Source organism: Rhodococcus sp. W8901 (assembly GCF_013348805.1).
GTDB lineage: Bacteria > Actinomycetota > Actinomycetes > Mycobacteriales > Mycobacteriaceae > Prescottella.
Genome location: NZ_CP054690.1, coordinates 1,496,023 through 1,522,965, shown reverse-complemented (window position 1 = coordinate 1,522,965; position 26,943 = coordinate 1,496,023). Strand labels below are relative to the sequence as shown.

32 protein-coding genes, 1 tRNA gene and 1 pseudogene are annotated in these 26,943 nt (G+C 68.0%); 11 read left to right on the top strand and 23 right to left on the bottom strand.

Annotation, left to right across the window (positions count from 1 at the left end):
• Positions 1–76: 76 nt before the first annotated feature.
• Together HUN07_RS07315 and HUN07_RS07310 are read right to left on the bottom strand one after the other, a co-directional pair.
• Positions 77–436 (bottom strand): GntR family transcriptional regulator, encoded by a 360-nt coding sequence (locus HUN07_RS07315; protein ID WP_114718232.1) that lies wholly within the window; start codon positions 434–436, stop codon positions 77–79.
• Positions 437–479: 43 nt separating this feature from the next.
• Complete coding sequence (locus HUN07_RS07310; protein WP_114718231.1) at positions 480–1,166, bottom strand: NAD(P)-binding oxidoreductase; 687 nt, start codon at positions 1,164–1,166, stop codon at positions 480–482.
• Between the two features lie 82 nt (positions 1,167–1,248).
• Between HUN07_RS07310 and arsC the strand changes: the two genes are divergently transcribed.
• A complete protein-coding gene (gene arsC / locus HUN07_RS07305; RefSeq protein WP_174908815.1) occupies positions 1,249–1,596 on the top strand; it encodes an arsenate reductase (glutaredoxin) in 348 nt (115 codons plus the stop codon).
• A gap of 7 nt (positions 1,597–1,603) precedes the next feature.
• Here arsC and HUN07_RS07300 read toward each other — a convergent pair whose 3' ends face one another.
• On the bottom strand, positions 1,604–2,830 hold the full coding sequence (locus HUN07_RS07300; protein WP_174908813.1) for an arginine deiminase: 1,227 nt from the start codon (positions 2,828–2,830) through the stop codon (positions 1,604–1,606).
• Between the two features lie 92 nt (positions 2,831–2,922).
• Here HUN07_RS07300 and soxR point away from each other — a divergent pair, with 92 nt between their 5' ends.
• Positions 2,923–3,384 (top strand): redox-sensitive transcriptional activator SoxR, encoded by a 462-nt coding sequence (gene soxR, locus HUN07_RS07295; RefSeq protein WP_114718228.1) that lies wholly within the window; start codon positions 2,923–2,925, stop codon positions 3,382–3,384.
• Positions 3,385–3,391: 7 nt separating this feature from the next.
• Here soxR and HUN07_RS07290 read toward each other — a convergent pair whose 3' ends face one another.
• From HUN07_RS07290 to HUN07_RS07280, 3 genes are read right to left on the bottom strand one after another with little or no spacing between them, the layout of a single operon-like run.
• Positions 3,392–3,898 carry a DUF2505 domain-containing protein gene (locus HUN07_RS07290; protein ID WP_174908811.1) on the bottom strand — a complete coding sequence of 169 codons (507 nt, stop codon included), beginning with the start codon at positions 3,896–3,898 and terminating at the stop codon, positions 3,392–3,394.
• Positions 3,899–3,920: 22 nt separating this feature from the next.
• Positions 3,921–4,547 carry a response regulator gene (locus HUN07_RS07285; RefSeq protein WP_114718226.1) on the bottom strand — a complete coding sequence of 209 codons (627 nt, stop codon included), beginning with the start codon at positions 4,545–4,547 and terminating at the stop codon, positions 3,921–3,923.
• Entirely contained in the window at positions 4,544–5,743 is a 1,200-nt protein-coding gene (locus HUN07_RS07280) for a sensor histidine kinase (protein WP_114718225.1), read from the bottom strand. Before HUN07_RS07280 ends, HUN07_RS07285 begins: the two co-directional genes overlap by 4 nt.
• A 128-nt stretch (positions 5,744–5,871) precedes the next feature.
• Between HUN07_RS07280 and HUN07_RS07275 the strand changes: the two genes are divergently transcribed.
• Both HUN07_RS07275 and HUN07_RS07270 read left to right on the top strand, forming a co-directional pair.
• A complete protein-coding gene (locus HUN07_RS07275) occupies positions 5,872–6,939 on the top strand; it encodes an ABC transporter permease (protein ID WP_174908809.1) in 1,068 nt (355 codons plus the stop codon).
• 34 nt (positions 6,940–6,973) lie between these two features.
• Complete coding sequence (locus HUN07_RS07270) at positions 6,974–7,708, top strand: ABC transporter ATP-binding protein (RefSeq protein ID WP_174908807.1); 735 nt, start codon at positions 6,974–6,976, stop codon at positions 7,706–7,708.
• On the opposite strand, the gene HUN07_RS07265 is transcribed toward HUN07_RS07270, so the two are convergent.
• The gene (locus tag HUN07_RS07265; protein WP_174908806.1) at positions 7,692–8,531 is read right to left on the bottom strand and encodes an SDR family oxidoreductase; all 840 of its coding nucleotides are present in this window, start codon (positions 8,529–8,531) and stop codon (positions 7,692–7,694) included. The genes HUN07_RS07270 and HUN07_RS07265 overlap by 17 nt on opposite strands.
• A 124-nt stretch (positions 8,532–8,655) precedes the next feature.
• Positions 8,656–8,799 carry a hypothetical protein gene (locus tag HUN07_RS07260; protein WP_174907146.1) on the bottom strand — a complete coding sequence of 48 codons (144 nt, stop codon included), beginning with the start codon at positions 8,797–8,799 and terminating at the stop codon, positions 8,656–8,658.
• A 233-nt stretch (positions 8,800–9,032) separates the two neighbouring features.
• Between HUN07_RS07260 and HUN07_RS07255 the strand changes: the two genes are divergently transcribed.
• Positions 9,033–9,449, top strand: coding sequence for a helix-turn-helix domain-containing protein (locus HUN07_RS07255; RefSeq protein WP_114718220.1), 417 nt, complete (start codon positions 9,033–9,035; stop codon positions 9,447–9,449).
• A gap of 78 nt (positions 9,450–9,527) precedes the next feature.
• Here the strand turns inward: HUN07_RS07255 and HUN07_RS07250 are convergent.
• Both HUN07_RS07250 and sepX read right to left on the bottom strand, forming a co-directional pair.
• Positions 9,528–9,600: transfer RNA gene (locus tag HUN07_RS07250), tRNA-Ala, on the bottom strand.
• 161 nt (positions 9,601–9,761) lie between these two features.
• Positions 9,762–10,592, bottom strand: coding sequence for a divisome protein SepX/GlpR (gene sepX / locus HUN07_RS07245; RefSeq protein WP_174908804.1), 831 nt, complete (start codon positions 10,590–10,592; stop codon positions 9,762–9,764).
• Between the two features lie 619 nt (positions 10,593–11,211).
• On the opposite strand from sepX, the gene HUN07_RS07240 reads away from it, so the two are divergent.
• Entirely contained in the window at positions 11,212–11,868 is a 657-nt protein-coding gene (locus HUN07_RS07240; RefSeq protein WP_254622835.1) for an MspA family porin, read from the top strand.
• 69 nt (positions 11,869–11,937) lie between these two features.
• Here HUN07_RS07240 and HUN07_RS07235 read toward each other — a convergent pair whose 3' ends face one another.
• The 3 genes from HUN07_RS07235 to HUN07_RS07225 are packed head-to-tail and all read right to left on the bottom strand — an operon-like array spanning position 11,938 to position 14,812.
• On the bottom strand, positions 11,938–12,573 hold the full coding sequence (locus tag HUN07_RS07235; RefSeq protein ID WP_174908800.1) for a GNAT family N-acetyltransferase: 636 nt from the start codon (positions 12,571–12,573) through the stop codon (positions 11,938–11,940).
• Between the two features lie 7 nt (positions 12,574–12,580).
• On the bottom strand, positions 12,581–13,840 hold the full coding sequence (gene glp, locus HUN07_RS07230) for a molybdotransferase-like divisome protein Glp (protein ID WP_114718216.1): 1,260 nt from the start codon (positions 13,838–13,840) through the stop codon (positions 12,581–12,583).
• Positions 13,841–13,891: 51 nt separating this feature from the next.
• Positions 13,892–14,812 (bottom strand): UTP--glucose-1-phosphate uridylyltransferase, encoded by a 921-nt coding sequence (locus HUN07_RS07225; protein WP_114718215.1) that lies wholly within the window; start codon positions 14,810–14,812, stop codon positions 13,892–13,894.
• A gap of 59 nt (positions 14,813–14,871) precedes the next feature.
• Between HUN07_RS07225 and HUN07_RS07220 the strand changes: the two genes are divergently transcribed.
• The 5 genes from HUN07_RS07220 (at position 14,872) to mscL (ending at position 18,879) form a co-directional block, all read left to right on the top strand.
• Complete coding sequence (locus HUN07_RS07220) at positions 14,872–15,498, top strand: 5-formyltetrahydrofolate cyclo-ligase (protein ID WP_114718540.1); 627 nt, start codon at positions 14,872–14,874, stop codon at positions 15,496–15,498.
• A gap of 80 nt (positions 15,499–15,578) precedes the next feature.
• A complete protein-coding gene (locus HUN07_RS07215) occupies positions 15,579–15,854 on the top strand; it encodes an FmdB family zinc ribbon protein (RefSeq protein ID WP_174908798.1) in 276 nt (91 codons plus the stop codon).
• 102 nt (positions 15,855–15,956) lie between these two features.
• Positions 15,957–16,664, top strand: a complete 708-nt coding sequence (locus HUN07_RS07210; protein ID WP_174908796.1) for an SAF domain-containing protein — start codon at positions 15,957–15,959, stop codon at positions 16,662–16,664.
• A 160-nt stretch (positions 16,665–16,824) separates the two neighbouring features.
• On the top strand, positions 16,825–18,219 hold the full coding sequence (locus HUN07_RS07205) for an IS1380 family transposase (RefSeq protein WP_174907620.1): 1,395 nt from the start codon (positions 16,825–16,827) through the stop codon (positions 18,217–18,219).
• A 219-nt stretch (positions 18,220–18,438) separates the two neighbouring features.
• Positions 18,439–18,879: a large-conductance mechanosensitive channel protein MscL gene (mscL, locus tag HUN07_RS07200; protein WP_174908794.1), complete on the top strand. Its 441-nt coding sequence runs from the start codon at positions 18,439–18,441 to the stop codon at positions 18,877–18,879.
• A 139-nt stretch (positions 18,880–19,018) separates the two neighbouring features.
• On the opposite strand, the pseudogene HUN07_RS07195 reads toward mscL, so the two are convergent.
• The 10 genes and pseudogenes from HUN07_RS07195 to mrf all read right to left on the bottom strand — a co-directional run.
• Positions 19,019–19,387, bottom strand: a pseudogene (locus HUN07_RS07195) (MspA family porin); the annotation flags it as partial.
• A gap of 432 nt (positions 19,388–19,819) precedes the next feature.
• Positions 19,820–20,035 (bottom strand): hypothetical protein, encoded by a 216-nt coding sequence (locus HUN07_RS07190; RefSeq protein WP_174907144.1) that lies wholly within the window; start codon positions 20,033–20,035, stop codon positions 19,820–19,822.
• Positions 20,036–20,055: 20 nt separating this feature from the next.
• Positions 20,056–20,550, bottom strand: coding sequence for a MogA/MoaB family molybdenum cofactor biosynthesis protein (locus tag HUN07_RS07185; protein WP_254622834.1), 495 nt, complete (start codon positions 20,548–20,550; stop codon positions 20,056–20,058).
• 83 nt (positions 20,551–20,633) lie between these two features.
• A complete protein-coding gene (locus tag HUN07_RS07180; RefSeq protein WP_174908792.1) occupies positions 20,634–22,034 on the bottom strand; it encodes a S1C family serine protease in 1,401 nt (466 codons plus the stop codon).
• 237 nt (positions 22,035–22,271) lie between these two features.
• Complete coding sequence (locus tag HUN07_RS07175; protein WP_254622955.1) at positions 22,272–23,735, bottom strand: HAMP domain-containing sensor histidine kinase; 1,464 nt, start codon at positions 23,733–23,735, stop codon at positions 22,272–22,274.
• Positions 23,735–24,421: a response regulator transcription factor gene (locus HUN07_RS07170; RefSeq protein ID WP_114718207.1), complete on the bottom strand. Its 687-nt coding sequence runs from the start codon at positions 24,419–24,421 to the stop codon at positions 23,735–23,737. Before HUN07_RS07170 ends, HUN07_RS07175 begins: the two co-directional genes overlap by 1 nt.
• A 69-nt stretch (positions 24,422–24,490) precedes the next feature.
• Entirely contained in the window at positions 24,491–25,102 is a 612-nt protein-coding gene (locus tag HUN07_RS07165) for a trimeric intracellular cation channel family protein (RefSeq protein ID WP_174908790.1), read from the bottom strand.
• 34 nt (positions 25,103–25,136) lie between these two features.
• Complete coding sequence (gene rpmF, locus HUN07_RS07160) at positions 25,137–25,310, bottom strand: 50S ribosomal protein L32 (protein WP_114718206.1); 174 nt, start codon at positions 25,308–25,310, stop codon at positions 25,137–25,139.
• Positions 25,311–25,313: 3 nt separating this feature from the next.
• Complete coding sequence (locus HUN07_RS07155) at positions 25,314–25,583, bottom strand: type B 50S ribosomal protein L31 (protein WP_174908788.1); 270 nt, start codon at positions 25,581–25,583, stop codon at positions 25,314–25,316.
• Positions 25,580–26,869, bottom strand: coding sequence for a ribosome hibernation factor-recruiting GTPase MRF (gene mrf / locus HUN07_RS07150; RefSeq protein WP_441346802.1), 1,290 nt, complete (start codon positions 26,867–26,869; stop codon positions 25,580–25,582). Before mrf ends, HUN07_RS07155 begins: the two co-directional genes overlap by 4 nt.
• Positions 26,870–26,943: the final 74 nt, after the last annotated feature.

Sequence of the window (26,943 nt, the reverse complement as noted above, 5' to 3'; positions counted from 1 at the left end):
GCGAGAAGAACAGGATCACGCGCTCTCGGGTAGTCCCACTCTGACAGGTTTAAGTTGAAGCGTCAACCAAACCGGGTCACGCCCCCCTCAGCGCCGTCGCCACGAACGCCGCGGCATCGGTGTCGGAAATCCCCATGCGGCGAATGGCTGCGACGTACTCCGTGGCTGCCTGCTGCGCCTTCGTCCGCGTCGGATCCCCGGATGCCGCGATGAACGAACCGAGCCGTCCGCGGGTTTCGATGACGCCGAGCTGTTCGAGCTCACGGTAGGTGCGGGCCACCGTGTTCGGCGCTATGCCCAGATCGGACGCGAGCTTGCGGACCGTCGGAATCTTGGCGCCGGCCACCAACTCCTCGTTCCGCACGAGTTCGAGGATGCGCACCCGCAGCTGCTCGAACGGCGGCGTCGTCGAGTCGTGGTCGATCTCGATGTCCACTGCATCCCTTTCATCGCCCTGCGGCCGTTCACGCTGGTTGAACTCACGGTAACGCGGCTACAGCGTCCCTGATCGGAATCGAGCCATTCGTCAGCATCAACGTGCGGCCGACCGCCCGAGGTGCGCGGCCGTCCGCACCGGGCTCCAGCAACGCCGCGATCACCGCCGCGACATCGGCGCGCGGAACGGTGCCGCGTTCGAGCGGCGGGTCGGTGAGCGTCACCTCCCCGGTCGGGTCGTCGTCGGTGAGCCCGCCGGGTCGCAGGATCGTCCAGTCCAGCCCCTCCCGCCGCCGGAGGTCGTCCTCGGCGGCCGTCTTCGCCGCCAGATACGCAGCGAAGACCTCGTCCGTACCCGGAGGCACGGGCTCGCCCGCACCGAACGAGCTGATCTGGACGAACCGTCTGACACCGGCCAGTTCGGCGGCGTCGGCCAGGAGAACCGCCGCACCGCGGTCGACGGTGTCCTTTCGTGCGACACCGCTGCCCGGACCCGCGCCCGCGGCGAACACGACCGCATCGGCGTCGTGCAGCAACTCGGCGACCTGGTCGGCCGTCGCCTGTTCCAGATCGACGATCTCCGGCAGGGCGCCCAGCGCGCGCACCGGCCCCTCGTGGTCGGGATTTCGGATCAGCGCCACCGCGCGGTCTCCCGATGCGGTGAGCAGTTTGGTCAGGTGCCGGGAGATCTTGCCGTGCCCTCCGGCGATGACGATGCGTCGACCTGTCATTGCGGACTCCTCGCATTCGATTCGACTCGGATTCGACATGCATACGCGTTCCCTGCCATTGTCCCCGTGCAGAATGGCTCTCATGGCGAAGACCGCAACGATTTATCACAATCCCCGCTGCAGCACGTCGCGGAACACGTTGAAGCTCATCGAGGAGGCCGGCATCGAGCCGACCGTCGTCAAGTACCTCGAGACGCCGCCGTCCCGCGACGGCCTGCGCAAGCTGCTCGACGACGCGGGCCTGCGCCCGAGCGAGGCGATCCGCAAGAAGGAGGCGCTGTACAAGGAACTGGGGCTGGCCGAGGCGTCCGAGGACGAACTGCTCGACGCGATGGTCGACAACCCGATCCTCATCGAGCGGCCGATCGTCGTCACCGACCGCGGCACCGTCCTGGCGCGGCCGTACGAGAAGGTGCGCGAGATCCTCTAGTTCCCGGTCAGTCCAGCGGACCGCGCGCGAGCGGACACGACATGCAGCGCGGTCCGCCCCGACCCGACCCCAGCTCGGACCCGGAGATGCGCAACACCTCGATGCCTGCCGCCTCCATCCGCGCGTTCGTCTCGACGTTGCGCTCGTAGGCAACCACGACGCCGGGGGCCAGCGCGAGGGTGTTGTTGCCGTCGTCCCACTGCTCACGTTCTGCGGTCACATGATCCAACCCGGTGTCGATCACCCGTAGCTTGCCGATCCCCATCGCGGCCGCCGCGGCGTCCAGGAACGGTTCCGGTCCCCCGATCCCGACGACGCCGTCCTCACGTCGAATAGTGAACGCCGACAAGGTGTCCCGCACCGCGGGATACATCACGACGGCATCCGAGTCGACCATCGTCAGTACGGTGTCGAGGTGCATCGACGCGCGCCGCTGCTCGATCGGTACAGCCAGGACGGTGTGCGCCAGCTCGTCCTCGAACACGCTGCGCGCCAACGCCTCCGCACCTGCCGGGGTGGTCCGCTCCCCCACCCCGACCGCGATGACCCCCGGCGCGAGCAGCAGGACGTCGCCGCCCTCGACGGGGGCGGTGTGGGACTCGTAGGCCCGCCGCACCCCACGAAACCGCGGATGGTGCGCGTAGATCAGGTCGGTCAGTGACGCCTCACGCACCCGCGCCGGCAGTGCGAGCGATGTGATCGCGACCCGGCCGCCGATCCAGAACGACGAATCCCGCGTGAACAGCAGGTTCGGCAACGGGTCGATCACGAAGTCCGCGCCGTGGTGCATCAGCCGCACGAGCGACGGGGTGGCCGCACCGGTCCCGATCGGCAACTCGTCGAACGTCATCCCGGACGTGAGGATCGTCGACAGCTCGGCGGCCGGGACGCCGCGCAGGTGCGCCGCCAGGTCCTGCGCCAGGACGTGCCCGAGTTTGCGGGGGTCGACAGCAGCCGAGATGCCCTGCATCCGGGCGGCGCCGCTGGTCGTGAGGGTCTCGGTGAGCAGGTCGGACACGAGCAGCACCTCGATGCCGCGGCCGCGTAGGACGTCCGCGAACGCGTCGTGCTCGTCCTGCGCACGATCCACCCAGGGCAGACCGTCGAACAGCAGTTGATCGTTGTTGCGGGGAGTGAGACGCCGTAGCTCGTCGCCGGGGCGATGCAGGAGCACCGACCGCAGCGCACCCACCTCGGTGTCGACACCCAGTTCGGACGGCTCCCGCACGCTCATGCGTAAACGGTAGTCCCGTGGACGACGGTCGGCACCCCGCACCCAGATCCTCGAGTATTGTTCAGGTTGTCGGCTCAGGGAAGGCGAGCACCGTGGACATGCCCGATTGGAACACCCGGGAACTCACGCCCGGACAGCTCTCCGAGCGCAGTGGTGTGGCGGTCTCCGCGCTGCACTTCTACGAGCGTGAGGGCCTGATCTCGAGCCGACGTACCAGCGGGAACCAGCGACGCTACAAGCGCGACGTGCTGCGCCGGGTGGCGTTCATCCGGCTGTCGCAGAAGGTCGGCATCCCCCTCGCCGAGATCCGCGACGCGCTCTCCACGCTGCCGGACGGCCGCACCCCGACGCGCAGCGACTGGGCGCGGCTGTCGAGCCGGTGGCACGCCGATCTCGACCGGCGGATCGAGCAGCTCACCAGGTTGCGTGACGACCTCACCAACTGCATCGGATGCGGGTGCCTGTCCCTCGCGAGTTGCACGCTGGCCAACCCGCACGACGAGTTGGGAACCGAGGGTCCGGGCGCACGGGTGATCGACGTCGAGATCGACTGACGCCCGGTCAGCCGTTGTCGAGCCGACGGTGGGCCTCGGCCCGGTCCCGCTCGACCACCTGTGACACCATCTGACGCACCAACAGCTCGATCTGGCTACCCACCAGCGGAATTCGCACTGTGGCCGTGCCGCGGACATCGAGCACGGAGCCGCTGGTGCCCGGACGTAGCGTGTATTCTCCGTCGATCGTGACGGGAATGCCGGTGGCGGACCCGGCGAGTGTCCCCGACGCCCGGCCGTCGTGCACGGCGCGCCACGTGTCGATCCGCTCCATCCGCATCTCACCGCGGATGACCTTGCGCACGAGTGCGGGGAACGTGTCGGTATCGACAGCCTCGGTCATCGTCACGGTGACGAGCGACTGCCCGTCGCCGTCGGACGTCCGGTCCACCCGCACCGATCCGCGCGACTGCGGCGGCATCCGCGAACGCCAGTAGCCCTCGTCGGTCAGGAGTGCGTGCACCCGGTCGACGGGGTGGTCGAAATCGGCCGAGAACTCGAATCGCTTCGGCATTCTGCCGACGCTACCGCACCGCTCAGGCGATCAAGCCCCGTTCGCGGGCCGCGGCCACCGCGGCCGTGCGGCTGTCGACCTCGAGCTTCGTGAACGCATGCACCAGGTGCGATTTCACCGTCGCCTCACTGACGAACAACTGTTTCGCAATTGCCCGATTGGACAGCCCCTCGGCCACGAGTGCCAGCACCTCGGTCTCCCGCGCGCTGAGGTCGGCGCGCGGTTGCTGCATCCGCCGGTAGAGCCGCTGCGCCACCTCGGGATCGAGCACCGTCTCGCCGCGAGCCGCCGCGAACACCGAGTCGATCAGCACGTGCGGGGCGGTGTCCTTGAGCAGGTACCCCGCGGCGCCCGCCTCCACGGCCCGCAGGATGTCGGCGTCGGTGTCGTACGTCGTGAGCACCACCACCCGCGGCGGGTTCGGGCGCGCCACGATCTCGGCGGTCGCACCGGCGCCGTCGATCCCGGCGCCCAGACGCAGATCCATCAGCACCACATCGGGTTTCGCGGTCGCGGCCAACGCCACCGCCTCCTCGCCCGACGACGCCTCGGCCACCACCTCGACATCGTCGTGCGACGCGAGCAGCGCGCGCAGCCCGGCGCGGACCACCGGGTGATCGTCGACCAGCAGGACCCGCACGACGCTCACAGGGGACGCCCGACGGGAAGTGTTGCAGCCACGGCAGTTCCGTCGCCCGGAGCCGATTCGACCACCAGTGTTCCTCCTAACAGTGCAAGACGATCGCGCATCGCCCGCAGCCCGAATCCGCCGGCCTCGCGTTCGTCGAATCCGATGCCGTCGTCGACGATGTCGAGACGTACCTCGTCGGTGGCGTACGTCAGGGTCAGCCGCACGCGCCGAGCATGCGAGTGCAGGCGCACGTTCGCAAGAGCGCTCTGCCCCACCCGCAACAACGCGACATCGTAGTCCATCGGCAGCGGGACCGGATCGCCGTCGGTGAACAGTTCTCCGACGATCCCGGTGTGCTGTTCCAGCTGCTCCAGCTGTCGCCGCAGCGCCGACTCGAGCGGCGCGGACTCGAGATCCGACGGCCGCAGCGCATCCACCACCCGTCGCGCCTCCACCAGGTTCTGCTGTGCCGTGTCGGCGATCTGGGTGAAGGTCGGGGCCGTATCGGTGCCACGCAGGCCCGCACGAGCCAGCAGAAGGATCGACGAAAAACCCTGTGCCAATGTGTCGTGGATGTCGCGGGCCAGGCGCGCGCGCTCGGCGACGGCGCCGGACTCGCGCTGCAACGCGACCAGTTCGTCCTGTGCATCGAGCAGCTCGCGGTGCGCGTCGGTGAGCTCGTCGACCAACTGCTGACGCTGCGCCGCCTCACGGGCCAACTGCTGGTACACCATCGCCATGCCCGCGGCCACAGCCGAACCGAAGGTCGGACCGAGGATGGACGCCACCGTGTTGCTGTCGCCGTGCAGCAGACTCGCGGCGATCGAGACGACCGTGAGCACCACGGTCGTGATCAGCGCCACCGGGACCGACAGCAGGTGGAAGCACAGGAAGAACAGTGCGAAGACGACCCACACGAAGTTGGGATTCGACGCCACCAGAGCCAGCCAGCCCGCCACCAGCACCGCCAGCCAGACCTGGCCCGTCGAGCGCTGCACGACACCGCGGCGGCGCACGAACGACACGCCGCCGATGTACCAGGCGAGCTCCGCGAGCGCTAGCACCAGAATCCAGGCCTCGTGCGCGCCCTGCGACACGAGGACCCGGCCGATACCCACCGCGAGAAGCAGAACGAACAGGACGTGGGCGCCGATCTGCATCGCGCGCAACACCGGCGCGACGCCACCGGGAAGGGACACGTCGTGGGTCTGCATTGCATTCACGCTAACACCGCGGCACCACCCGCCGCCGCCGTGAACCGCTGTCTCCAACTTTCGATGGACCGGCGAAGTCAACCGATGCGCGATGCCCCAACCACCCCCTTCACGCGAAGCTGGATGACATGTTCCTCAGCATTCGAGATCTCCGCTTCGCCAAGGGCCGATTCACCCTGATGAGTTCGGCGCTGTTCCTGATCTCCCTGATGGTCGTGATGCTGTCGGGGCTCACCACGGGACTGGGCAACCAATCGATCGCCGCGGTCAAGCACCTCGGCGCCGACAACTTCGCGTTCGGCGAGCCGGCCGACGGGCAGTCCCTGTCTTTCGGGGAGTCCACCGTAACCGAGCAGCAGCGCGACGCCCTCGCCGCGACCGCCGGTGTCGACGAGGCCGCCGTCATCGGAATCGCCCCCGTCCGGATCTCCGCGGGAGACCGTGAGGTCGCGGCCTCGGCGTTCGGTGTGGACGGACACTCGTTCGCCGCCCCCGTGCCGCTCGACGCCGCCTCGGTCGCGGTCGACGCCGACCTGGCGAAGGACAACGGCTGGGGCGTCGGGAGCCAGATCACCATCGGCGCCGACACCTTGACCATCAGCGCCCTCGTCGACGACTCTCTCTACAGTCACCAGCCGGTCGTGTGGATGAACCACGACGTGTGGACACAGCTCCCGGCCGCAGGCGGCAGCGACGGCACCGTGATCGCGATGCGCACCTCCGGCGGCTTCGACGCCGACAGTGCGGCAGCCGCCACCGGCACGTCGATCACCGACGAGGGCGGCGCCCTCAACGCGATCGGCTCCTACACGTCGGAGCGCGGATCCCTGCTGCTGATGCAGGCGATGCTGATGACAGTCAGCGCCCTCGTCGTCGGCGCCTTCTTCACCGTCTGGACCATCCAACGCAGCCAGGACCTCGCCATCCTCAAGGCTGTCGGCGCCTCCACGAAGTACCTGCTCAAGGACGCCCTCGGGCAGTCCCTCATCGTCCTGACGCTCGGCGCCGGCCTCGGCAGCCTGGCCGCCCTGGGACTGGGCACGATCGCATCGAAGTTCGTGCCGTTCACGCTGACCGTCTCGGGCACGCTCGTCCCGTTCGTCGCACTGATCGTGATGGGCATGATCGGCGCCACGGCAGCACTGGCCCGGATCGTCTCGATCGATCCGCTGACCGCGCTCGCGAACGCGCGCTGAGCCCGGCGTCCGACAGAACTCGAAAGGACCTCCCATGAGCATCTCGCTCCGCAACGCCGTACTGACCTACCCCGACGGAGACACCCGCCTGCGCGCCCTCGACGACGTCGACCTGGACGTGAACCGCGGCGAACTGGTCGCCGTCACCGGGCCATCGGGCTCGGGAAAGTCGAGCCTGCTCGCGGTGGCCGGACTGCTGATCTCGCCCGAGTCGGGCACCGTCGCGATCGACGGCACCGACGTCACGGGCCTCGATCGCGCAGCGCGCACCGACATGCGCCGGGAGAAGCTCGGCTTCGTCTTCCAGCAGTCGAACCTGCTGCCGTCGCTCACCGCGACCGAGCAGCTGCAGATGATCACGCACCTGAACGGCGGTTCGGTGCGCGAAAGCCGCAAGCGGGCCCGGGAACTCCTGTGCAGCCTCGGACTCGAGGGCCAGCTCGACCGACGCCCGAACCAGCTCTCCGGCGGCCAGCGTCAGCGCGTCGCGATCGCCCGGTCGATCGTGAACGATCCCGCGGTCCTGTTGGTCGACGAGCCGACGTCGGCGCTGGACGAGGAACGCAGCCGCGAGATCGTCGCGCTGCTCGCCGAGCTGAGCCGCGAGCGTTCGGTCGCGACGGTGATGGTGACGCACGATCTCAGCCAGTTGGACCTGGTGGATGCCGCCTACGAGATGCACAGCGGTGCATTGCGTCCCCGCGGCGCTGGGATCGCTACAGCTACAGCTACAGCTACAGCTACAGCTACAGCTACAGCAGCTTACTGAACTGGTCGTTCGCCTTCTGCATCACGAACTCGTACGGCGGAGCGAACTTTCGCGCCCACCAGTAGCCGAATCGGATGTCGTTGGACGTGTACACCAGATACCGGTTCTTCTCGATTCCGGCGATGATGCAGTCGGCGACCTTCTCCGGAGTCACGGCGCGCTTCTCGAATCGGTGCGTGAGCTTACGGATGCGGGGATCGTCGCGGTCCACACCGGCAATCTGCACAGTGCCCACCAACGGCGTCTTCACGCCACCGGGCACCACCAGGCTCACGCCGATACCGTGCCGCTTGAGATCGAACCGCAGGACCTCGGACACCCCGCGTAGACCGAACTTGCTGGCGCTGTAAGCCGCGTGCCACGGCAGCGCCAGCAGGCCGGCGGCCGACGACACGTTCACGAGGTGTCCGCCGCGCCCGGCCGCGATCATCGGGGGCACGAACCGCTCGATGATGTGAATCGGGCCCATCAGGTTCACGTCCACCATCGACTTCCAGTGGCGATGCTCGAGATTCTCGACGGTGCCCCAGGCCGAGATGCCCGCGATGTTCATGACGACGTCGAGGCTGCCGAACTGTTCGTGGATTTCGTCGGCGAACGCGGTGACCGCGTCGAAGTCGGACACGTCGAGGGCCCGCGAACACTCGATGGTGCCGCCGGCGTGCTCGCAGAGGCCGACGGTCTCCTCGAGTCCCACCGCGTCGATGTCGGTGAGGAACAACCGGGCACCTTCCGCGGCCGCCGCGAGAGCCGTGGCCCGACCGATTCCGCTGGCCGCCCCGGTGATCAGGCACTTCTTACCGTCGAGCGTCTTGATCGCCATCGCCTGCAGTTCCCCGCCTTCGATCGGTTCAGGTTCAGTCCGTTTCGGCAGTGTACGTGGCGCACACCGGAATCGGCGCCGGACGATCTGCGGCGCCGATTCGGGCAGGTTCGGTGGAGCCGCGTCAGAGACGCTGCGCCATCTCGTCCTGGTAGTCGCGGATGGTCTTCTCGAGCCCCTCCGCGTCCTCGGGACGACCGTGGCTGCGGGCCTCGTCGGCCCGGTCACGCAGCACGTGAATCGCCCGGCGCAATTCGTTGTCGCTCATTCTGCGGTCCATGCCTCCCAGTTTCCCCGTCGCGGGCGCCATTTTCCAGGCGTCGCGCGCTGGTGGTAGCGATTCGAGACCAAGCGGTTGGCCGTGAGCTACCACAAGGTTATTCGTATGCCAAGGCAGCGTTCCACCGTCCCGAACGGCGCCACGGCGGCAGGTTTCGAACGATTGATCAATCAATACATTCGAGCTACCCGCCGGTTATCTCCGGTGTTAAGATCGTCGCGATGTCTGACTTCGCCGCACGGCTCAACAAGCTCTTCGAAACCGTCCATCCACCGGGCCGGAAGCCGCATACCAATGCGGAAGTGGCGAACGCCCTCATCGCGGACGGCCACAAGATATCCAAGCCGTACATATCGCAGCTGCGCTCCGGCCAGAGAAGCAATCCCTCGGACGAGACCGTCGCGGCCTTCGCGAAGTTCTTCAAAGTGAAGCCGGCGTACTTCTTCAACGACATCTACGCCTCGAAGGTCGACCATGACCTCGAACTGGTCACGCAGCTCCAGGGCTACGGGCTGCGGCGGCTGGCGACCCGGGCATTCGATCTGTCCGAGGAATCGCAGACGCTGCTGACCACGCTCGCGGAGAAGCTGCGGGCGGCGGAAGGCCTGCCCGAGATCCCGCCGGACGCCTCGCGCTGACGGAACCTGCGGTACGCGACACGAGAAGTACCGGAACACGAAAGAGGCCCTCTCCCGAAGGAGAGGGCCTCTTCATTGTGGAGCTGAGGGGAATCGAACCCCTGACCTCTTCGATGCGAACGAAGCGCGCTACCAACTGCGCCACAGCCCCGAACCACGATCCGCTTTCGCTGACCGCTCGGCAACTCTAACAGGACATGCTCCGAGATAACGAATCGCCTGGCCAGCGGCAAAAATGGTCGAAAACGGCAGGGCGCCCGATCACCGTGGTGATCGGGCGCCCTGAAGCCGGAAGGGGAATTTGCCGGGAAATCACTGCCCGGACGCGCGCCTCATACCGTCGTCGCGGTAGGACACCTCGTAGTCGTCGTGCCGGCCACGGTCGCCACGCTCGACGAACTCCGCGTCGTAGTGGTCGAGATGATCGAACGCCGGGTCACCGTCGTCGACCTCGAGAACCACAGCGCCGGGCCGGCGCAGCCGCGCCGGGACCAGTCGCAGCTCCTCGTCGGAGTCCGATTCGACGCCCAGTCGCGAACGACCGAGGCGGGCCATGCGGCGACCGCGGATCTCCTGCTCGAGATGGACCTGCCGACGCAGGTAGGCGAGATAGCCCACGAGGGCGACCACCGAGAAGGCGGAGACCCACCACATCACGGGGGTCAACGCCACGGCGAGCGCGGCCGTCAGGATCGTCGCGAATATCAACCCGAGCACCGTGCGCTGACGGAACTGGTACCGGGCCGCGCTGGCGATCGCGTCGGCCTCGGGATCGAATCCACCCCGGCCGCGCCGATTCGGGACGTAGTCCCGGGCTGTGCCGCGCGTGCGGTCGATCGCATCGTCCATCATGTTCTCGTCGGCGTGAGCGTCCATTCGATCCTCCGCATCCGTGCCGTATGAGTCGTCGCCGTAGGTGTCACCGCGCAGCCGTACCGACGCCGGGCGCCAGTTCGGATCGCTCCGATGTCCGGCCGCGGGCCCGCGTGCCGGGCGTTCCGCGTCGCCACGATGCAGCACTCGAGTCGCGAGCGCCGCATCCGTCGTCTGCCGGATCCGGGGCCGCTTGCTGACAAGCATCGGAACAAGGACGAACAGCCAGACGGCAACCAGCGCGATCCAGATGATCGAGGAACTCGGCATACCGACGACCTCCTCCCATTCGTCTACCAGCACTGATGACGCCAATGACCTGCTCAGGCTAGTGGCATCCGCACCGTTGCCGTCGCAGGCGCGCCGACTCAGGTTTCGCAGGTGTCACACCCGTCACTCGATTATCACCTCTCGAGAAGGAAATTGCAGCCTCGAGATTCAAGTGAGCCCAAGACCACTCCCCGCATACCCGCGTCGCCGCCGGCACTCGGCCGCCTGCGACGCCGCCCGATACGGACCCCGGCGACCGACTGCGCCCGGCGCCCGAACCGGGCCGGCGCGTGGGCACACACCCGGACCCGCCTTTTCCCGACCGTTCACGCGAAAGTGATAACAGCGACAATTCGCCGTCGAAACAGAATCGTTAGCGTCTCTTTATCAAATTTGAGAAAACAAGTCGCCAAAACCTTACGGATCAGTGACAGAGAACCAATACTGCAACCGGGCGTCCACGATTGTCGTAGTCGTCCCGAACTCTGCCCGAGGCCGGCGCGCTCCGGTCGCGAACAATCGAAGACGAGGAATTCCCATGCACGTGAATCACCGGTCTTTTCTTCGCCGCAGGCTTACGCGATCCGCTTCTGCCGTCATTGCCGGAGCAGCCGCCGTGATGCTCACGGTTTCCGTCGGTTCGGCGGGCGCCGAAGCCACATTCCAGCAGGACACCTCCGCCCACGCCGTCAGTTTCGACGGCTGGGAGCTCCACATCGACCAGACCGGTCAATCGCTCAACAGCGTCGCCCCGCTGTCCGGCAATCAGTTCACGCGCGACATCTTCGCGAGCGGACGAGCGCTCGCGACTGTCAGCGGTAACGGCGGCTCCCCCTACACCGGCGGCGTGCTCGAGGTGGGATACCAGATCGGCTACCAGGCCGACGTCTCCAACGGTGCCGTCATCACCGGCAATGCCGGGCTGACCCCGGGCGTGGTCTACATCCCGGAACAGGCGGAGACCGTGCACCTCACCGCGGACCCCAACATCCCGCCGGTCGTCGACCTGTTCAACGGTCAGGCACTCGAGCTGGGTATCGAGACCCCGGTCGAGGGCAACCTGTCCACGCAGGTCGCGCCAGGCACCATCGCGACGGTTCCGGTGCAGAAGAAGGAGTGCAAGTCCACCCAGTGCGCCATCACGCTGCGTGATGTCCATCTCGAGGTCAACCACGCCCTCGGCTCGGTGTCGGTCCGCTCCTACGCCATCTTCACGGCATCCACCGATGTCGCGGACGACGTCGTCGTCAGCTACGGTCCGCCGGTCATCGTGTGACCTGTGGCCGAACGGCCTCGTCGGGCTCGGGCCCCGGCGGGGCCGTTCGGCTGTCCGGGCGCTCGCCCATCAGCTCCAGGTGGCCCGTCCGGCCCGCACCAGACGATCGGACACCGAACCGGGTACCTCCTCGACGGTCATCGCGACCAGCAGATGATCGCGCCACTGACCGTCGACGTCGAGGTACCGCCGCAGCAGTCCCTCCTCGCGGAAACCTGCATGCCGCAGTACCGCCTGACTCGCCAGATTCTCCGGACGAACGGTGGCCTCCACCCGGTGCAACCCCATCGGACCGAAGCAATGGTCGAGCCCCAGCGCGAGTGCAGCCGTCGCGATGCCCTGCCCGCCCACGTCCTTCGAGACCCAGTAACCGATCCACGCGGACGACAGCGCACCGCGGACGATGTTGCCGACGGTGATCTGACCGCACACGCTGCCGTTCAACTCGATGGCCATCGGCAGCATGCGACCTTTGCGGGCCTCCGAGCGAAGACTCGAACACAACCCCGGCCACGCCGTGATGTGATGCCGGTCCGCCCAGGGAGCCTGACCGGTCGGCTCCCACGGCTCGAGGTGTTCCTGGTTGGCGATGCGGAGCCGACTCCACACGGCAGCATCCCGCAGACGAACGGGCCGCACCGTCACGCGACCGCCGACAACCCCCAACGGTCCGAGCCGAGCCGGCCACCCCGGATGCACAGACACGGTTCTTTCAGCCCCGCTGCGCAAGGAAAGCGACTTCCACCTCTTCACCGGCGCGAACCTCAGTGACGTCCGGTTCGACGAGAACGAGGCAGTTGGCCTCGGCGAGCGTCGCAAGCAGGTGTGACGACGCTCCGGGCGCTCCGCCGAGCGCCTGCACGAGGTACTCCCCCGTCGACTCGTCACGCATCAGCTGGCCGCGCAGGAATCCCTTGCGATTGGCGATGGATGTGATCGGAGCGACCGTGCGGGCGGTGACGATCCGGCGCATGGGCTGACGGCGCCCCAGCGCGATCCGGATGAGCGGCCGCACCATCACCTCGAACACGACGAGCGCGCTCACCGGATTGGACGGCAGCAGGAAGGTCGGGACCTCGTCGCGCCCCAGCTGCCCGAAACCCTGGACCGAACCCGGGTGCATGGCGACCCGCTCGACCTCGAGGTCACCGAGATCGGCCAGCGCGTCCCGGACCTCGTCCGACGCCCCACCACCGACCGCGCCCGCGATGACGACGATCTCGGACCGGATCAGCTGGCCCTCGACGACCTCTCGCAGTCGGCGCGGATCCATCGTCGCGATGCCGACCCGGTTGACGTCGGCGCCGGCGTCACGCGCCGCGGCCGCGAGCGCGTACGAATTGACGTCGTAGACCTGGCCCGGTCCCGGGGTGCGGTCGATGTCGACCAGTTCCCCGCCCACCGAGATCACCGACAGACGCGGCCGCGGATGCACCAGGACCTTGTCGCGGCCCACCGCGGCCAGCAGGCCCACCTGCGCGGCGCCGATGATGGTGCCCGCCCGCACCGCGACATCGCCCGGCTGGACGTCGTCACCGGCCCGGCGGACGTAGTCACCGGAGCGGACCGGCTTGTAGACCTTGACTCGGGCGTGGCCGCCGTCGGTGCGGTCCATCGGCAGGACCGCGTCGGCGAGGGTCGGCAGCGGAGCACCGGTGTCGACTCGGACGGCCTGACGCGGCTGCAGCCGGATCGGCTGACGCGAACCCGCCGTCACCTCCCCGACCACGGGAAGGGTGAGTTCGGTGGGCTCGCCGTCCTCGCCGCGGATATCGGTACCCGCGGCGAGAACGTCGACACTTCGAACTGCGTAGCCGTCGATCGCGGCCTGGTCGAAGCCTGGCAGTGGCCGTTCGGTCACCACTTCTTCGGCGCACAGCAATCCCTGTGCCTCGGAGATCGCCACCCGGACCGGCCGGGGCGCCACCGCGGCAGCAGTCACTCTCGACTGCTGCTCCTCAACCGAGCGCATGTGGTTCCTCGTCCTCCCGACCCTGTCGACCCGACCGCGTACTGCTGACGTCTACTCGCCGGCCGGCTTCAGCCGCTCGACCAGCCATTCGCGCAGCGAGGGGCCGTACTCCTCGCTGTTCAACGCAAAGTCAACCGCAGCACGCAGGTAGCCGCCGGGATTTCCCAGATCGTGTCGAGATCCGCGGTGGACGACGACATGCACCGGGTGTCCCTCGGCGATCAGCAATGCGATCGCATCGGTGAGCTGCAACTCACCACCCGCACCGGGAGTGATCCGGCGCAGCGCGTCGAAGATCGCACGATCGAGCAGGTAGCGACCGGCCGCGGCGAACGTGGAGGGAGCGTCCTCCATCGCAGGCTTCTCCACCATGCCGACGACCTTCAGGACATCCGGGTTGGTGGCATCCGGGACGGTCTCGACGTCGAACACGCCGTAGGCGCTGACCTGGTCCTTCGGTACGTCGATCGCGCACAGCACCGAACCACCGCGCTTCGCACGAACCCGCGACATCGTCTCGAGTACGCCGCGCGGCATCACGAGATCGTCGGGCAGCAGGACGGCGATCGCATCCTCGTCGTCGTCGAGGACGGCCTCGGCACACCCGACGGCATGCCCGAGCCCGAGCGGCTCCTCCTGCACGACGGAATCGACCTCGAGCAGGCCCGGAGCCTTCCGCACCTTCTCGAGCAGGTGGTACTTGCCACTGGCTTCGAGCTTGCTCTCGAGCACCAGGTCCTCGACGAAGTGAGCAACGACACCGTCCTTGCCCGGCGAGGTCACGATGACCAGTCGGTTCGCTCCGGAGTCGGCCGCCTCCCCCGCCACCAATTCGATGCCCGGGGTGTCGACCACCGGGAGTAACTCCTTCGGAACAGTCTTCGTGGCAGGTAGGAACCGCGTTCCCATCCCTGCAGCGGGCACAACCGCCGTCCGAAAGCACCTGTTGTCGTTGGTGACGGCATCTGTCATAACTCACCACCCTATCCACCGGCCCCCGCGGCCGGTCGCACGATCCTATGGTGGCGATCATGAAATCGCTGTCCAAGACCGAATGGCGGAGCCACATCCTCCGGGAACGCCGAGCTGTGGACGACCGAACCCGAGTCTCGGAGGACGCGTCCTTGGTCTCGTTCGTCACATCCGCCGTGTCGACTCTGGCAGGGGCACGGCCCGATCTCACGGTGTGCGCGTATGTCCCCGTCGGCACGGAGCCCGGGTCCGTCGACATGCTCGAGGCCCTCCGGCAGGCGGGATCGCGAGTGCTGGTGCCGGTTACCGGCGACCCCGGCCCCCTTGCGTGGGCCGAGTTCACCGGCCGCGACCACCTCGTCGCGGCCGGCTACGGGCTCCGCGAACCGAACGGCCCCGTTCTGCCGTCGGCCGAGGTCGGCGCCGCTTCGGTGGTGTTCATACCGGCGTTGGCAGTGGACGAGCACGGTGTCCGACTCGGTCGCGGGGCCGGCTTCTACGACCGGACGCTCGGGCTCGCGGATCCCACGGCGGCGTTGGTCGCCGTGGTCCGGGACAGCGAACTGGTGGCCGGACTGCCCGCCGATCCGCACGATGTCGCGATGGGGTGGGCGCTCACGCCGGGGCGTGGCCTGGTGCGCCTCGCCGCGCGCGATACCGAGGATCCGGGGGCTGCGCAGGAATAGGCATCTGGTTCGCACTGTTGGCACTGTCGACTGTAGAGTGCCAACACCTGCGGTTTGACTACACAATGCGGAGGAACCCAGTGCCCACCTATTCGTACGCCTGCACCGAATGCGACAACCGGTTCGACATCGTGCAGTCGTTCACCGACGACACCCTGACCGTGTGCCCGGAGTGCTCCGGCAAGCTCCGCAAGCTGTTCAACTCGGTCGGCATCGTCTTCAAGGGCAGTGGCTTCTACCGCACGGACAGCCGCGGCGGATCGAGCACGGCGAGCGAGCCCGCAAAGAAGTCCGAGTCTTCCTCGTCGTCCTCGGCTGCACCCGCGCCGTCCAGCGCCCCCGCCGCCGCCAGCTGACCAGGGGTCGGTCTGTCCACAGCCCGCCGCTCATCCACAGGCGGGTTCGCGTCGCCGTCGTGACGGGATCGGGTCTCCGCACCCCGGCCTAGCCTTCCCGTCATGCTGACCATCCCGTTTCGCCGACGCGTGTCCGACCGCAACGGACCGCTGGCCCCGACGCTCGGTGACCGACTCGGCCGGATGACGCGTCCGGGCTGGGCACGAACCGACGCCGCGCGGCGCACCACCGCGGTGGTGCTCGTCGTCGCCGCGGGGATACTCCTGGTCCGGGGCAATCCCGATGATGTCGGTGAACCTGTCGTCGTCGCTGCCCGGGACCTCACACCCGGCCAAGTCCTGTCCGACGACGACCTGCGCACGGTCGATCGCCCCGGAGCCGACACCCCTGCAGGCTCCGTCCCCGCACCAGATGCCGCACTCGGACGCACGGTGTCGTCGCCCGTCCGGGAGGGCGAGATCCTCACCGATGTCCGACTCCTGGGTCCCCGCCTCGCGGAGGCCGCCGTCGGATCCGCCGACGCACGGATCGTGCCCGTGCGACTGTCCGACTCCGGACTCGCCGCGCTCATCCGTGAAGGCGACCGGGTGGACGTCCTCACCGTCGACCAGTCGCGGCAGACCACCGACTCACGACCACCCTCGGCAGAGATCCTGGCCTCCGGCGCCACCGTCGTCCTGGTGTCCCCGGAGCGGTCATCGGGAACCGAGCGACGGGATCGCGTCGTGATGCTGGCGCTTCCGGCCCCCGCGGCGGGCGCGGTTGCCGCGGCGTCGCTGACCGATGCGATCACCGTGACGCTGCACTAGAGGCGCACGGCGCGCCGGTCCCGGCCTCTCTGAACTAGCCTGCCGCTTTCACGGTAATTCGGCTGAACACCTGTGTCACTGACGAAGAAAGGTGCTCCGACCTGCGATAATTCGACTTGTCTAAGGTTGAACAATCGCGTGATCAAGGAGCACCTTTCAGGTGGCCAAGTCTACGTCCCCGTACCCACACCTGTCCGCATCGGCCACCGGAACCGGCGTCGTGTCGCATGCCGGGACGGTCTTGTTGCTGCGTACCGCCGAGAAAACAGGCCTGACCACCGCCCTGTCGGCCGCGCTCGAGCCGTGGCGCAAGCCCCTCGCGACGCACGACCCGGGCAAGATCGTGTTGGATCTCGCGGTCACGCTCGCGCTCGGCGGTGACTGCCTGGCCGACATCGCGCAGTTGCGGGCGCACCCGCAGGTGTTCGGTCCGGTCGCCTCCGACCCGACCGTATCGAGGCTGGTCACCGCGCTGGCCGCGGACCCCGGCGCCGCACTCGCGGCGATCGGGAGTGCTCGCGCTGCGGCCCGACGCCGTGCATGGGCCGCGGCCGGAGACCGGACACCCGATCATCGGATCGACGAGAAGGATCCGCTGGTCGTCGACATCGATGCCACCCTGGTGACCGCGCACTCGGAGAAGGAATCCGCAGCCCCGACATTCAAGCGTGGCTTCGGGTTTCATCCGTTGTGCGCGTTCGTCGACCACGGTGATGGCGGGACCGGTGAGCCGGTGGCGATGCTCCTGCGGCCCGGAAATGCCGGCTCGAACACCGCTGCAGACCATGTGACCGTGGTCAAGGATGCGTTGGCGCAGTTGCCGTTCGATCCGGGCTACCGGGTCGGGAAGAAAGTGTTGATCCGCACCGATGGCGCCGGCGGCACGCACGACTTTCTCGACTACCTGACCAAGCGGCGGTTGGCGTACTCGATCGGGTTCGGGCTCACCGACACCATGACCGCGGCGATCGACCTGATCCCGAAGACCGTGTGGACGCCCGCCTACGACGCCGACGGGAAGGTCCGTGACGGCGCCTGGGTCGCCGAGCTCACCGGGCTGATCGACCTGTCTACCTGGCCCGCTGGGATGCGGGTCATCGTCCGCAAGGAGCGGCCGCACCCCGGCGCGCAACTGCGGTTCACCGACCACGAGGGTCTGCGGTTGACCGCGTTCGCCACCAACACCACCCGCGGCCAACTCCCGGATCTCGAGCTGCGGCACCGCCGCCGGGCCCGTTGCGAGGACCGGATCCGGGGCGCGAAAGACACTGGCCTGCAGAACCTTCCGCTACACGGGTTCGACCAGAACCGGATCTGGCTGCAGATCGTGCAACTCGCCGGCGAACTGATCGCCTGGACACAACTCCTCGCGTTCGACACCGAAACCGCCCGACGCTGGGAACCGAAACGACTCCGACTCCGGCTGTTCCACATCGCCGGCCGCATCGTCCGTCACGCCCGACGCATCCACCTCAAACTCGCCGCCCACGCACCCCACGTCGACCTGCTCGTCGCCGCGATCACACGCGTGACGACACCAAAAACAGTGACCTGACCAGCGGAAATCTTCCCCGCCGGGACGAAAGGAGCACCATCATTCGGGGCCGTGGACCCCGACGCAACCCGACCGCGTCGGCCACCCCGCCACGTCCGGAAACCGGAACCATCACCGGGACAAGAAAACCGAACTCGATCAGGCCGGCACGCCGCGCTCACGAAAGATCGAGGCTAGTCTCGACACGACCTCGAGACACCGACATCAGAGGGGATCCATATGCTGAAGGGGTTCAAGGACTTCCTGCTCCGAGGAAACGTTCTGGATCTTGCCGTCGCCGTTGTCGTCGGCGCGGCTTTCACGGCGATCGTGACCGCGTTCACCAACAACATCATCAATCCGCTCGTGGCCGCAGTCGGCGGATCCGACGAACTGGGCTGGGGCTTCCCGGTGATTCCAGGCAACGACGCGACGTTCGTCGACGTCGGCGCCGTGGTGACCGCGATCATCAACTTCGTCATCATCGCCGCCGTCGTGTACTTCGTGCTGATCGTGCCGGCGAACGCCGTCAAGGCTCGCTTCGCGACGGAGAAAGAGGACACGAAGGCCAGCGAGGCCGATCTCCTCATCCAGATCCGCGACATCCTCGCCGAGGGACGGATCGGCGAGGCAGCCGACTCGATCGATCCGGACGGCAAGCACTCCCGCGTCCCGGAATAGCCCGTTCCGACCCCGTTCCGTCCTGTTTCCCTGGGAAACAGGACAGCAACATCATCACCACTCGAGCCCGCCCGGTAATAACCGGGCGGGCTCGAGTGCTGTCAGCGAACCCCGTTGGAAGTCAGGCGATTCGGAGTGCTCAGAGAACCAAGGGCTTGCCGAACGTGGTGACGACGTCGCCGGCGGCGCTCTTGACCGTCACGTACGGCCGGATCGTCACCGGACCGACGACGCCCGTGGCACTGCCGTGAGCATTCGCGAACTGGATCTCGGTGGCCGCGCCGTCGAACTTGCCCTTGGCAACCTCGACGGTCTTCACTCCCCCGCCCGGCGCGAGCTCGAGATCCAGGCTCGGACCGAACGCGACCGACACGCCCGCACCACTCGCCTCGAGCTTGGGGACGAAGTTCATCTCGAGCTTGCCGCCCAGCGAGACCGGGTACGCGACCTGGTAGCCGGCGACGATCTCGCTGCCCTTGTACTTGTCGGCGCCGGAACCCTCGATCTTTTCGGCGGCCCTAAATCCGAACGGCCACCGGGATCACTCCAATTGCGCCGAAAGCACTCGGACTTCGGCATTTCCGAGCGGATCCCGGCCGAGATTGGACGGACCGGTCGCCCGGCCGCCAGACGCCAGTTCCCGTCGAAACGGGTTCACCATACGAACATTTGAACCGGTCAGTTTGTAAAGGCAGTTCGACGGCGTAGCCAATCCCTTCGGACCAAGATCGCTATGGTGCATCACACCCCCTCAACTGGGAAGGGGCCGAAATCACGCTGCGCATTGCGTGTGAGCTGATCCGGCGGCCGACGACCGATGCAACGCGGAACGCTCACCGCGCACACGAGAATGCGCCGGGTATGCGTGATGAATCACACATACCCGGCGCATTCCGGACTATTCCGAAAACAATCTATTGATTGAACTGAAGGTGGCGCGTCAGCCGTGGTGAGGGGGTACCTGACGCCGCAGCCATTCGTCCTGACCACCACTCGACGTCGAGGCCCCGTCGGAGGACCGTTCGTCCGAAGTCTGCTCGGGCAGCACGGTACCGAAGATGGCCTCGAGTCGGGCCCGGTCGACTCGCGACCGCCCACGAGGCCCCGACGTGGCCTTCGCCTCCGACGTCGACCCGGTATCCGTCTCGTCCGACATGGCTGGGGTGTGCACCCTTCCTACTCGTCGATGCTCGACAGCTGCCCGATGACGTGGCTAGCCAACGGAGTCAGCGTCGCCATCCCGTCGCGCACCGCGGCCCGCGAGGACGCGAGATTGACCACGAGGGTGCTGCCGGAGATCCCGACGAGTCCCCGCGAGATGACCGCATCCACAGCGCCCGCCGCGAGCCCGGAAGACCGCAGCGCCTCACTGATTCCCGGCAGCTCCCGGTCGAGGACCTCGGCGGTGGCGTCCGGCGTCACGTCACGCGGCGAGACGCCCGTCCCGCCGACCGAGATCACCAGGTCGACACCACCGATCACCGCGGTGTTGAGAGCGTTGCGGATCTCCACCTCGTCGGCGGTCACGGCAATCGTGGCATCCACCAGGAATCCGGCTTCGGTGAGCAGTTCGGTGACGAGCGGCCCCGTCGAGTCGACATCGCCGTGTGCGGTCCGATCGTCGACGATCACGACCAGCGCTCGTCCGGCCAACGGTGCTTCGAGTTCCATGGTCCCTACCGTAATGGCCGCATCCGAGTCAGTCGGGACCCGGCGGAGAATCCGTGTCAGCACCGGACGGTTTCCGGTCATCATCATCGTCCACCCGTGGTCGGCGCGGTGCCGAGCTGGACGTCGACCGTCTTCGAGTTACCCGAGGCGTCCTGATACGTCACGGTCACCTTGTCACCGGGCGCGTGGGAGCGGATCGCCGCGATCAGCGAGTCGCCACTCGTGATGATCCGGTCGTCGACCTTGGTGACGACGACACCCTTGGGGATGCCCGCCTTCTCGGCCGGGCCGCCCGCGGTGACGTCGACGACAGTCGCGCCGCCCGTGGACTCCTTGGCCGAGACCTGCACGCCGATGATCGCCTGCGTGGCCTTGCCCGTCTTGACCAGTTCGTCCGCGATACGGCGCGCCTGGTCGACGGGGATCGCGAAGCCGAGGCCGATCGAGCCACCCTGGCCGCCGGCGGTCGCGATCGCGGTGTTGATGCCGACGAGCTGGCCGTCCATGTTCACGAGCGCGCCGCCCGAGTTGCCGGGGTTGATCGCGGCGTCGGTCTGGATGGCGTCGATGACGGTGTTCTGGTTGCCCGTCTCACCGGTGGTCGACACCGGCCGGTCGAGCGCCGAGACGATACCGGAGGTGACGGTGCCCGCGAGTCCGAGCGGCGAACCGATCGCGACGACCTGCTCACCCACCTGAATGTTCTCGGAGGTGCCCAGTTCGACGGGGGTCAGACCCGACTTGCCGTCCGCCTTGATGACCGCGATGTCCGAGGTCGGGTCGGTGCCGACCAGCGTGGCCGGCGCGGTGGTCCCGTCGGCGAACGCGACCAGCAGCTTGCCGTCCGGCCCGCCACCGGCAACCACGTGGTTGTTGGTCATGATCAGGCCGTCGGACGAGATGACGACGCCCGAGCCCTCGCCCTCGCCGCGGGTTCCGGCCACCTGGATCTGCACCACGCTCGGCAGCACCTTGTTCGCGACCGCCTCGACCGAACCCGCCGGCGCATTGGACGCCGGACTGGTCTCGGGCTTGGGGACGTCGAGCGCATTCGAGACCGGAGCATTGCTGCCACCGTTCGACGACGTGGCGATCGATCCGACCGCCCCGCCGATGCCGCCGCTCACCAGCGCGAGGGCGATTGCGCCGGCGACCAGCGCGGACCGACCCGACTTGCGCGGCTCGGTGTGCGACGGCGCCCCGGTCGTGGGCAGCGTGCCCGTCGTGCCGATGCCCGGAATCTGCTCGGTGGGCTGGTAACCGGCCTGGTATCCGCGCTGGGGGTAGCCCGAGCCGGGTTGTCCTGCGCCCTGGTAGCCCTGGTTCTGGGGGTTCTGGGAGTAGTAGCCGCCACCCGAACGCCACTGGTCCTGCGGGCCGGGCTGGTGTCCGGCCTGGTAGGGCGCACCCTGCTGGGGATCACCGTGTCGGGGAGTTCCCTGGTTGGGATTGGGGTCGCCGTGGGGGTTACGGTCGTCGGTCATCGCACCGCCTTCATTCGTGACCGCCGGGGATGGGGCGGTCGCAGTGTCTCGATCGGTGGTCGATCCGCTGCCGCAGAAGCCGAGAAACTGCAGCGGCGATCCGACTCACCGAGATCCCGGATCCGGTCCGGTCGCTGAATCCAGATTGCCCGGCACGGCTGAGAAGCCGCTGAGACGCTGCTTTCAGTTTCCCGTGTTCCTGACGAAGTGGCCAGGATCACATCCCGGACGTTCGGATCAGCGGCTGTCGGCCTCGGGTTCGCCCGGCAGGACGATTCGGATACGGGCACCGCCTCGGTCGGACGTCTCCACCGCGATGGTGCCGCCGTGCTTGACGACCACCTGCCGGACGATCGCCAGGCCGAGACCCGATCCGGGCATCGAACGTGACACCGTCGACCGATAGAACCGTTCGAAGACCAACTCCCGATCCTCGAACGGGATGCCGGGGCCAGCGTCGTCGACGACGAGTTCGAGCAGGCGGTCACCGATCTGTCGCATCGTGACCTGCACACGCTCCCCCGTCGGACTCCACTTCGCGGCGTTGTCCAGGACGTTGAGGACGGCCCGCGAGAGCCCGGCCTGGTCGCCGTAGATGAACCACGGAGTGGTGACGGCTTCGAAGTCGATCTCGTTCCGTCGGCGACGGGCCTTCTCCAGGGACCGCTCCACGACCTCGCTGAGATCGACCAGCTCGAAGACGGTCTCGGGGGCATCCTCGCGCGCGAGATCCACCAGGTCCCCGACGAGCGTGGAGAGCTCCTCGATCTGGGCTACGACGTCGGCGCGCAGGTCCGCCATGTCCTCGGCCGGAATGCTCGGAGCCCCCGGGCGACTCGATGCGATGAGCAGTTCCATGTTGGTCCGCAACGAGGTGAGCGGGGTACGCAGCTCGTGTCCGGCGTCGGCCACGAGCCGACTCTGCCGGACCCGTGATTCCGCGAGGGCGCGCAGCATCGTGTTGAAACTGGTTGTCAGGCGAGCCAGTTCGTCGTTGCCGGTGACCGGAATCGGGGTGAGATCGTCGGTGCGGGCCACGCGTTCGGTCGCTGCGGTCAGTCGTCCGATGGGTCTCAGACCCGTTCGGCCCACTGTCGTGCCGGCCGCCGCGGCGAGGACGACGCCGCATCCACCCACCACGAACAGCACCCAGGCGAGCCGGTCCAGCACGTCCTCGGTCGGCTCGAGCCGCTGCGCGATCACCAGGGTGCTGCCGTCACGCGTGCGCTCGGCGAGCACCCGGTTGCCCTCGACGGTGCGCAGCGAGAAGTCGCGCTGTCCTCGGGCAACCGCCATCTCGGCCGGGCCGATCGGAACCACCGAGCCGGGCGGGATGTACTTGTTCAGGTCCGGAAAGATCAGCGCCACACTGATATCGCTGGTGTATAGCGTCGCGCCGGCGATGTACCGCGGGTCGAAGGTGATGAGGTCGTTGTCGACGATCGCGGATGCCCGCGAACGCAGCTGGTTGTCGACGTCGGCGTACAGGGCGCGCGAGACCACGGCATACGCCGCCAGCGCCATGACGGCGACCGCGACGGCCACGACGGACGCCGCGAGCAACGTCACGCGCCACCGCAGGGACACCGACCGGGTGAGCGGCATCGGTGGCCGCATCTCGTGCCGGGGTGGGGGCATGGGACCGATCTGCGGACCGGTCGGGTTCGGGTCGGCGCCCGCGCGCCCGAAGGGGGTGACCATCACGGAGGAGTCTCCCGCAGCACGTATCCGACGCCGCGGACCGTGTGGATCAGTCGGGGCTCGCCCTCGGCTTCGGTCTTCCGACGCAGGTAACCGACGTACACCTCGAGCGCGTTCCCCGACGTCGGGAAGTCGTATCCCCACACCTCTTCCAGGATGCGGCTGCGGGAGAGCACCCGCCGGGGGTTCGCCATGAGCATCTCGAGGAGCGCGAACTCGGTGCGCGTGAGACTGATCGACCGACCGGCGCGGGTCACCTCGCGGGTGACGGGGTCCAGGGTCAGATCCTCGAACGTCATCGCCTCGGAATCCTCACCGGCAGCCGGGGACGCGCGGCGCAGCAGGGCCCGCAGCCGAGCCAGCAACTCCTCGAGCGCGAACGGCTTGGGCAGGTAGTCGTCGGCACCCGCGTCGAGGCCGGCCACCCGCTCCGACACCGAATCGCGCGCCGTGAGAACGAGAATCGGAAGATCGTCACCCGTGCTTCGCAGGCGCCGGCACACTTCCAATCCGTCGAGTCTCGGCATCATGACGTCGAGCACCAGGGCGTCGGGACGCGATGCGGACACCTTCTCGAGCGCATCCACGCCGTCGACGGCGAGATCGACCGTGTACCCGTTGAAGCTCAGGGAACGCCGCAGTGACTCCCGAACAGCCCGGTCGTCGTCGACCACCAAAATGCGCATGCGGCCATTTTGGCCCCACCGACTGAGATCCCGCTGAGAGGATCCCGTTCACCAGACCGGCGTGTCGCGTCAGTCACGCGGCAGCCTCGGTCCCGGCAGGCTCCAGTGCCGCCACAACGCTGCCAACCGAACGGTCGTCGCGACCACGGTGCCGACCACCAACGCGGTGTTGCCGGTCAGGCCCGCCTCGGACCCGGCGACCACCAGCGTCGCACCGAGCAGCGCGGGAATCGCGTAGAAGTCGCGGTGCAGCAGCAACGGCACCTCGTTGACGAGCACGTCGCGCAGGATGCCGCCGCCGATGGCCGCGGTCGCACCGATCAGCACGGATGCGAGGGCACCGGCGCCCGCCCCGAGCGCGATCGTCGCACCCGTGCTCGCGAACAGTCCCATCCCCAGCGCGTCGAGCACGAGGATCTCGCGTCGCAGCCGCCCGATCGCCGAATGCACGAAGAACACGATCACTGACGTCGCCGCCGCGGTCCCGAACAGCGGCCAACTCGTGAGTGACGTCGGCGGGTGGATGCCGAGCAGCACGTCGCGCACGATGCCGCCGCCGATGCCGGTGAACACGCCGACGACACAGACCCCGAAGACATCGAACCGCTTGGTGACCCCGACCAGCGCGCCGGACGCGGCGAACACGGCGATGCCCGCGAGCTCGAGGATCTTCAGCAGCACGCGGACAGCGTCGCACGGACCGGCGCGCCAGGGGTCACAGTCGGCCGGGATCGATCCGGCCGAGCCGGACCGCACGGACCAGACGTCGGGGGACGCGATGAGTCCGGCCGTCGACGGTCACCGTCACCAGGTCCGGGGCGATCGCCTTCCACCGGGACCGTCGGCTGCGGGTGTTGGCACGCGACATGCGCCGCTTGGGTACCGCCATCGTTCAGCCCTCCCGGGGTCCGCGGCCGACACGGCGGCCGAACCGCCGCTCGAACTTCTCGACCCGCCCCTGCCGATCGACCAGACGACTCGTCCCGGTCCAGAAGGGATGCGAATCGCTCGTGACGTCGACGACGACGAGCGGCCGGACGGTGCCGTCGACCCATTCGACGGTGTGGTCGGTCGCCGCAGTCGATCGGGTGAGGAAGGCATGCCCGGTCGTCGAGTCCTGGAAGACCACCGGCCGGTACTCGGGGTGGATACCTGGTTTCATCGCTTCGTTTCTCCGTTCGTGTTTCGGTTTTCGGCGCTTCGTTGTTCGGTTCCGAGGCCCGCGCCGGCGATCCGACCGACCGGATCGGGGTCCGCGCACGGGTCCTCGTGGAACTCCCCGAACGGGTCTTCCCACGTGGACCATGCCGACTCGTCGGCCAGCTCCCGCTCGGTGAGCAGCGCCCAGTCGAGGGCGCCCGTCACCGCGTCCGGGTCGGCGTCGTGTACGAGCACCACGAGCGAGGTGTCCCGGTCGCCGAACCGCTCGTCCCAGCCCAGCGCCGCCATCGCACGCCGTTCGTCGTCGGCGGCCGCGAGTTCGTCCTCCGTCATCGCAGCCAGCCAACGGTCCGCACTCGCCACGCGCAGGCCCCCACCGGCGGATTCGAGCCAGAGCGCGACGTCGGATCGGGTCGCGAGCCACATGCGCCCACGCGCCGTGACGACACCGTCGAGCAGGACGTCGATCGCCTCGTGCAGCCGCCCGGGATGAAAGGGACGTCGGGCTGTGAACTCGACGAGTGACACCCCGTGCTCGGCGTGCAGTGGCGGGCCACCCCGCAACAGCGGCGCGTGCGTGCCGAAGATCCGGCCGCGTCGGGCGTCCGCCGGGATGAGCGGCAGCAACGCAGCTGCGTCGGGCGTCCCGGAGATCGGCGCACCCGGTGCGAGACGGGCGAGGACTGCACGCAGCCGGTGCGACAGCCACGGCTCGCCGGTGTCGTCGTCGACCACGAGCGCGTCAGCGAACGCCACCTGCCCGACCGCCACCTGGGCCACGGTCCGGTCATCGTCGAGGTCATCGTCGCCGGTGGCGGCAAGCCACCACTCCCCGGCGTCTAGGCACGTCACAACCGCATCCACGCGTACGTCGCGGACCGCGGGCCCGTCGAGTTGTCCGACCACGCCGACCACCGGGACGTGTTCGATCGCCCAACACACCGCCTCCGGTTCCAGTGCGTGGTCGAGCTCGAGCACGATCCGGTCCACCGAACTGCGCGCGTGGAGACGGCGCAACAGCGGCAACAGGTCGTGACGCAGCGTGCACGACACGCACCCGTGCGCGAGCTCGAGGATCTCGGTCCGCACCTCGGGGGCCTCGACCGATCCAGTCGTCACGGTGCGGCGGACCACCCCCTCGCGGAGCTGCCCGAGGTCGTGATGGATCACGACCGTGCCCACCCGACCGTCACCCAGCAGCGAGAGGGCCGTCCGATGGACCGGCCCGCTCCAGCCCGCGACGAGAACCAACGGTGTGCGGCCGTCCGGCACGTCAGCCACAGCCACCCCCTTCGAAAACGATTGTCATTACCGATTCACGAGGCTACACTTCGAACGCGCTTGTCGACAATCGTTTTCAT